This is a genomic window from Photobacterium alginatilyticum (genome assembly GCF_009910675.1).
GTDB classification, from domain to species: Bacteria; Pseudomonadota; Gammaproteobacteria; order Enterobacterales; family Vibrionaceae; genus Photobacterium; species Photobacterium alginatilyticum.
Map to the genome: position 1 here is coordinate 40,314 of NZ_RSEJ01000039.1, position 6,745 is coordinate 47,058.

The 6,745-nt window shown below is 44.8% G+C and carries 6 protein-coding genes; 4 read left to right on the top strand and 2 right to left on the bottom strand.

Translation table 11 applies throughout. From position 1 onward, the window contains the following. The first annotated feature begins 14 nt into the window (after positions 1-14). The 4 genes from EIZ48_RS25750 to EIZ48_RS25765 all read left to right on the top strand — a co-directional run bounded on the left by EIZ48_RS25750 (position 15) and on the right by EIZ48_RS25765 (position 4,806). The gene (locus EIZ48_RS25750) at positions 15-1,193 is read left to right on the top strand and encodes a YhfX family PLP-dependent enzyme (protein ID WP_160658019.1); all 1,179 of its coding nucleotides are present in this window, start codon (positions 15-17) and stop codon (positions 1,191-1,193) included. Then, on the top strand, positions 1,186-2,397 hold the full coding sequence (locus EIZ48_RS25755) for a phosphopentomutase (RefSeq protein WP_192928738.1): 1,212 nt from the start codon (positions 1,186-1,188) through the stop codon (positions 2,395-2,397). The genes EIZ48_RS25750 and EIZ48_RS25755 overlap by 8 nt, the downstream gene beginning before the upstream one ends. Positions 2,398-2,752: 355 nt before the next feature. Next, positions 2,753-4,078, top strand: coding sequence for a PTS sugar transporter subunit IIC (locus EIZ48_RS25760; RefSeq protein WP_160658023.1), 1,326 nt, complete (start codon positions 2,753-2,755; stop codon positions 4,076-4,078). A gap of 146 nt (positions 4,079-4,224) precedes the next feature. Beyond that, the gene (locus tag EIZ48_RS25765; RefSeq protein WP_160658025.1) at positions 4,225-4,806 is read left to right on the top strand and encodes a hypothetical protein; all 582 of its coding nucleotides are present in this window, start codon (positions 4,225-4,227) and stop codon (positions 4,804-4,806) included. A gap of 59 nt (positions 4,807-4,865) precedes the next feature. On the opposite strand, the gene EIZ48_RS25770 is transcribed toward EIZ48_RS25765, so the two are convergent. Continuing rightward, on the bottom strand, positions 4,866-5,885 hold the full coding sequence (locus EIZ48_RS25770; protein ID WP_160658026.1) for an adenosine deaminase: 1,020 nt from the start codon (positions 5,883-5,885) through the stop codon (positions 4,866-4,868). A 76-nt stretch (positions 5,886-5,961) separates the two neighbouring features. Further along, positions 5,962-6,240, bottom strand: a complete 279-nt coding sequence (locus tag EIZ48_RS25775) for a molybdenum cofactor biosynthesis protein (RefSeq protein ID WP_160658028.1) — start codon at positions 6,238-6,240, stop codon at positions 5,962-5,964. Between the last annotated feature and the right edge of the window lie 505 nt (positions 6,241-6,745).

Sequence of the window (6,745 nt, forward strand, 5' to 3'; positions counted from 1 at the left end):
AAAAAGGTAATTTCATGTTTCTTACAGCGCTAAAACAGCAAAATCCGGCTCTTATTGATAGCGCCATCACAATGCTAGAACGTGGCTTGATCCTTCCCGATACCTACGTGATCGACGTTGATCAGTTCAGGGAAAATGCCCGGCTGATAAAGACACAGGCAGATAACTACGGAATCCGCCTTTACGCCATGACCAAGCAGTTTGGCCGCAACCCCGTATTGGCAAAGATACTTATTGATGAGTTCGACTATGCCGGCATTGTCTGTGTCGATTTCAAAGAAGCCCGGACAATGCATCAGGCTGGGGTAAAAATAGGTCATATTGGTCACTTGGTGCAGCCGCCCAGCCATCATGTACCTTTCGTCGTTTCAACCATCCAACCAGAAGTCATCACCGTATACTCATTAGACAAAGCACAAGAAATATCACTCGCCGCGCAACAAGCAGACCGATGCCAAAACATTCTGCTTAAGTTCTATCGCTCGACAGACCGTCTCTACGTCAATCAGGAAGCAGGGTTTCCATTAGAGTCACTCGCCGAGATCATCGCGCAAGTCAGCCAATTACCAAACATCCATATTATGGGCCTTACACACTTTCCCTGCTTTCTCTACGATAAGGAGGAAGACAGCACGCAGGCAACCCCGAATATGGACACACTGCGTTTGGCAAATCAGCAGGCAATCGAACTGGGTTATCAATTGGAGCAGCTCAATTGCCCCTCTTCCACCAGCTGCGAAACCATCCCTCTTATCAAGCAACTTGGAGGTACCCACGGTGAACCCGGCCATGCCCTGACAGGGACGACGCCATCAAACAGAAACGGAAGTCAGCCTGAAAAGGTTGCCATGCTGTATATCACCGAAGTCTCTCATCAGTTCAAAAATAATAGCTACTGCTTTGGCGGCGGCTACTATCATCGCTGCCAACTCGAAAAAGGCTTGGTAAGAGAACAGCTGCCAAGCCGCACCGAAGACAAGCTCGTCACTATTAGCAACGACGACGATTCGAATATCGACTATCACCTGAAACTTGATTACGCCTGCGCCGTCGGTACACCGGTCGTTATGGCATTTCGAACCCAGGTGTTCGTCACCCGTAGCGATATCGCCCTTGTTGAAGGCATTTCTACTGCAACCCCCAAGCTGTTTGGCATCTACGATTCACTCGGAAATGAGGTTCATCATGGCTAAATTCATTGTTGTGGTATTAGATGGCTTCGGTGTCGGTGAGATGCCAGATGTACCGACCGTTCGTCCACAAGACTGCGGTGCCAACACCGCCGGTAAACTACTCAATCACTTTCCGCTCAAACAATTACCTACTTTGGAAAAGCTGGGACTGATTAACATCGTAGACGCAACAAACTCAGTCATGACCCCCAACCCGAAGGCAAACTGGGGGATAGCGGACTTAGCCCACTACGGTTGCGACACTTTCATGGGTCACCAGGAAATCATGGGGACCCGGCCAAAGCCCCCTTTAGAAAAACCATTCAGTGAATCAATCGACGATATAGAGCAAGCATTGCAACTCGCCGGTTATCAAGTTAAGAGGATCTTCGTCAAACACCTTCAGCTACTCATGGTCAGCGACAGTGTTGTTATCGGAGATAACCTCGAGGCTGACTTGGGCCAAGTCTACAACCTGACCGCAAACTTCAACCAAATTACCTTCGAAGAGCTCAAAGAAATCGGTCAAATCGTGCGATCTGCCAATGCGGTGAGCCGAAATATTGCCTTTGGTGGTTATGTCCCCTCAATGGACAATATTCTCAACGCCATCGAACTCAAAGCAGATGAATTCGGAATCGAAAAGTATATCGGGATTAACTCGCCTGACTCGGGAACCTATGACGATGGGTTTCAGGTTGTTCACTTGGGGTATGGTGTTGACGCCAATACCCAGGTCCCTTTACAGCTAAACAAAGTTGGCATACACACCTACCTGTACGGCAAAGTCGCCGATATAGTCCAAAACGAGACTGGGACGTCTTACACTTCTGTTGTCGATACTGATCAGGTATTCGAGTTACTCATCAATGATCTTAAAGAAAAAAGTGGCTTCTTTTGCGCCAACGTTCAAGAAACCGATCTCTCCGGTCATCAACAAGATCCCAAGAGATATTGGAATATTCTGGAAAAAGCCGATCGCGGATTAGCTGCCGTCATAGATGCAATGGACCAGAGCGATCTTCTGGTAGTTATGGCTGATCACGGTAACGATCCGTTCATCGGTCACACCAAGCATACCCGTGAACAGGTTCCATTAATGCTTTATAGCTCAAAAATGCAGGGCGTTGCTTTAGGTAAACGAAGAACAATGGCCGATATCGGCGCCAGCGTTTCAAGCTACTTTAAAGCACAATTACCAGAATCAGGCCAATCCATAATATAGGAAAATATAAACTAGAAACTAGAAACTAGAAACTAGAAACTAGAAACTAGAAACTAGAAACTAGAAACTAGTTTATCACTATACATTGAGCAATATAAACATAAGAGAATAGAGAATAGAGAATAGAGAATAGAGAATAGAGAATAGAGAATAGAGAATAGAGAATAGAGAATCAATATTAACACCATTAATTAAATCAAAATCAATTTTTGAACAGGCATTAACTTTAAACAAACAAGGCTTATGCAATGAAACTACATCTTTGCTGTGCAGTTGGCATATATATCCATATGCCAAAAACAATAGTGGAACGTGTAATAACAATTAATAACCCAATAACGTAGAAGGACCTACCATGTCTATTTTCTCTAAAACAATGGACTTTGTAGAAACAATAGTTTCTCCCTTGGCGGCGAAAATATCCTCTCAACGCCATATCAACGCTATAAAGGATGGTTTTGTCGCTACAATGCCGTTCTTGATTGTCGGCTCACTGCTGCTGGTATTGGCTTACCCTCCCGGCGACGGTAACTTCTTTTTAGATGGTTGGCATGCACTGATAGACATCATAGGGCAGCAAAACATCCTGGCTCCTTTCCAAATCAGCATGGGTATCTTTGCCATCTATGCCGCATACAGCATTGGCTACAGCCTGGCAGAATCCTACGGCCTGAGAGCACTTAACTCTGGCTTGCTATCAATGTTTACCTTCTTGCTAGCCGTTGCCCCGGTGCAGTTCATCGACAATGTCGGCGGCATAATGCCGATCACCAATATGGGAGGTACCGGTGCGTTTACAGCCATCTTATCCGGCTTGTTCGTCCCAGAGCTACAGCGCTTCCTTAAAGCCAAGAATATCAGGCTCAACCTTCCTGAAGCTGTTCCGCCAAAAATTTCTGCATCATTTGACTTGTTGATCCCCGTTATCGTTATCAGCATTATTGTCGCTGCAATCAACGCAATACTGGGTAATTATGATTTAAATATTCCATCGGCAATAATGGCTTTATTTGCACCGCTTATCTCTGCCTCAGATTCATATATTGCATGCCTTTTTGCTGTCATTATGATTCAGCTGCTATGGTTTGGTGGTATTCATGGTTCATCCGTTGTCGTTAGTGGTATTTTATATCCGATATTAATCATCAACCTTGGACTCAATCAAGACGCGCTAGCCGCTGGTGAAGAGCTTCCTAAGATATTCGTCAACCCGATCCTCGACTTTTTCATCTTTGTCGGCGGCGCTGGCGGTACATGGGGATTTGTTGTTCTTATGATGCGCTCTAAATCAACCCATCTTAAAACCATTGGCAAGATGTCAATTATCCCAAGCTCATTTAATATTAACGAGCCGGTTATTTTTGGTACGCCTATCGTAATGAACCCTAACTATTTCATTCCCTGGATGCTTTCACCGATCGTGAATACCAGTATTGTATGGCTAGCTTTTAAAACAGAGATCATTTCAAAAATCATCGCCCTTCCACCCTGGACAATGCCGGCACCTATTGGTGCAGTCATTGCCACCAACTCGAGTACAGCTGCGATAGTTGTTGTATTGTGCGTTGTGGTCAGTGTCGTGATTTACTACCCCTTCTTTAAAATACACGAGAAACAATTACTAAAAGAAGAGAATGCGACCACTGGCGAAACAACTGAACTGAAACCTTCAGAGGCATAAGAAATTTTGGCCAGGAGAAACACATAACCGAATCTCCCACCTGCAGGACCTTAACTCAACGATAACCATATCGCTGAAAAGGTTCTGCCTTTCATGTTTCGACATGCGTATACTACCAGCAAGACATATCCTTTTTATCGGGTACCATGACGCAACTACACAACGCGCTTCAACAAATGGGGCTTTCCGCGCTGGATTTCAGCGAACACGAGCATACTTTTCTCGATCAGTTTCTGAACATTAGTGCTCCTTTATTCGACAAGATCTGCCAGCACCGGCCAGACAAGCCCTGTCATGATTTGATACTCGGGCTATTAACCAAATCCCACCAAGAAGCACTCGATAACTACCAGGCCACTGAACCTAAAACAGCTGAACTAAAAGCAATGTTCAGTAATAAGGTCGGTGCCGAACATGCCGATAAGTTCACCGAACTGAGCCACGATGAAGTTACCATTATCTCAACCCTGTGGTTTATGGCTCAAGGTTATACCGGTATTGATTATAGCTATGCCAATGATCATGCAGTGGAAATCGCAGAAAAACTTAATCAAGATGCGTCCGCCGAGACAAGGCAGAAAAAGACAGAGCAATACCGAGAGCGCTTTATGAAAGCCTATTACACCGGCATCGACTTTGCGCGTAAAGAGTCTAACAAGAATAACCGTTCGGCTAATTTCGCTGAAGCCATCAAAAACGGCCTAAAACGACTTCTTGGTAACCGCTAACAAATCGTTACCCATCGTATTCCTATTGATATGGCGCCTACCTGACACAGGCAGGCGTCTTAAATAATCGGTCTAAAGTTCAGGTCCAAATAATGCTGCAAGCGCGCATGAAGTGCTTCCTTCTCATCAGATGTAAGAAAGCTCGCCTCAATAGCATTGGAACTAAACCTGGCCATATCCTTTTTAGATAACTTAAACGCGTTAGCAACCGCCATAAAATTATCAACCATATAGCCACCGAAGAAAGCCGGATCATCGGAATTGATCGTGACACATACGCCCCTTTCAAGTAAGTCGGCAATATTGTGTTCATCCATCGCCGCAAACACGCCCAGCCTGACATTCGACAGAGGACAGACAGTCAATGGGATTTGCGCAGCGACCAAGTGCTCGACCAGCTTTTCATCATCAGTACAACGGACACCGTGGTCAATTCTGGCAACTTGTAATTTCCCCAAAACATGCCAGATATTATCAACAGGGCCATCTTCCCCAGCATGTGCAACGGTTAGAAAGCCAGCCTGTCTGGCCTTTTCAAACACCTGAGCAAACTTCTCGGGCGGGTTTCCCACCTCTGATGAATCTAAGCCAACAGCAATGATGGAGTCTTTATACGGCATCGTTTGCTGCAATGTCTCCAATGCCTCTTCTTGCGATAAATCCCGTTGAAAACACATAATCAAACGGCTAGTGATCTCCAGTGTTGAACATCCTTCCTGCAGGGCGCGACAAATGCCATTCACAACCGCACCAAATTCAACGCCCCTTCGGGTATGGAGCTGTGGATCAAAGGAAATCTCGGTATGCAGTACATGCTCTTCTTTGCACCGCTTTAAATACGCCCATGTCAGATCATAAAAGTCTTGCTCGGTTTTCAGTACTGAAACACCCAGGCCATACAGTGCGTAAAATGCTGACAAATCGCTAAAAGCATAAGCCGCATGCACATCAGTAATGGTCTGATATGGGATAGAAACCTGATTCCGCTTTGCCAATTCCAGCATCATTTCAGGCTCTAATGTGCCTTCAATATGGAGGTGTAACTCAATTTTAGGCAGCGCTCGAATAAACCCTTCCATACACACCTCTCTCGATAATCGCTCGCTGTAAGATCATCTGAGTAATAGTGTAGTTGCTGAACGGCATTAGCTGAGCTTAAAACTTGTCGAGCCGACCTCGCATCATGAGCATGCCAAACAGAGACAGCACAATTCCAGTAGAGATAATGACCACGTTTTTATTCTTGGCTTCGGCAATAGCGTGCTCTGCGCTGAATGAGGAAAGCAAATCACTACCGCCTGCGGCCAAAAACTGATTCATGTCCGAGAACACCTGCTCCTGGCCGAGCATACCGCCCAGTGACACGCCTCCCCACAATAATGAAAGCACACCAAGAAGAATTGATATCAGCCCCCAGCTTCTTTTAACATCCATATTATTACCCATGTGAATAAAAGAGACAGTAAAGAGATAGCGATACCATACTGAAACCTTAAGCAGTCAGAATAAATATCAGATTGATATACGCTATGAATTATATAAAAAGAAACTGATGACTAAATCAAAAGCAATTCATCAAGCTACGAGCCACCGCACTTAATGATAAAACTATTCTTTGTGGGGATGAGAATTTGCACTATTTTGTTGAGGTAGATGCTAATTTGTTAAGGCAGGTAGTAATTATTAATCAGAACCGAAAACGCACTGAATTAATGTTCTCGCTCTTTGATTAATAAGCAAGCAAGCCCTCTTAGATATAACCAATTAAAGAGTATTGATTATAAAGCATTCTATACCCAAGCTACCTCAAGATGCAGGATTCAGAGTGAGACCAGCGAGCTCAGTTCAAGGAAAATGACGGTAGGAATGGCTTTTCCCTTTCAACGTTATTTGACACAGAAATGGGTTTGCTGGCTCACTCCCAAAGGGCGAGTTTACT

What these genes read in the sequence shown, in the direction of transcription:
- EIZ48_RS25750 (WP_160658019.1), top strand. Translation starts at nt 15, where the DNA reads ATGTTTCTTACAGCGCTAAAACAGCAAAATCCGGCTCTTATTGATAGC.
- EIZ48_RS25770 (WP_160658026.1), bottom strand. Translation starts at nt 5,885, where the DNA reads ATGGAAGGGTTTATTCGAGCGCTGCCTAAAATTGAGTTACACCTCCAT.
- EIZ48_RS25760 (WP_160658023.1), top strand. Translation starts at nt 2,753, where the DNA reads ATGTCTATTTTCTCTAAAACAATGGACTTTGTAGAAACAATAGTTTCT.
- EIZ48_RS25755 (WP_192928738.1), top strand. Translation starts at nt 1,186, where the DNA reads ATGGCTAAATTCATTGTTGTGGTATTAGATGGCTTCGGTGTCGGTGAG.
- EIZ48_RS25775 (WP_160658028.1), bottom strand. Translation starts at nt 6,240, where the DNA reads ATGGATGTTAAAAGAAGCTGGGGGCTGATATCAATTCTTCTTGGTGTG.
- EIZ48_RS25765 (WP_160658025.1), top strand. Translation starts at nt 4,225, where the DNA reads ATGACGCAACTACACAACGCGCTTCAACAAATGGGGCTTTCCGCGCTG.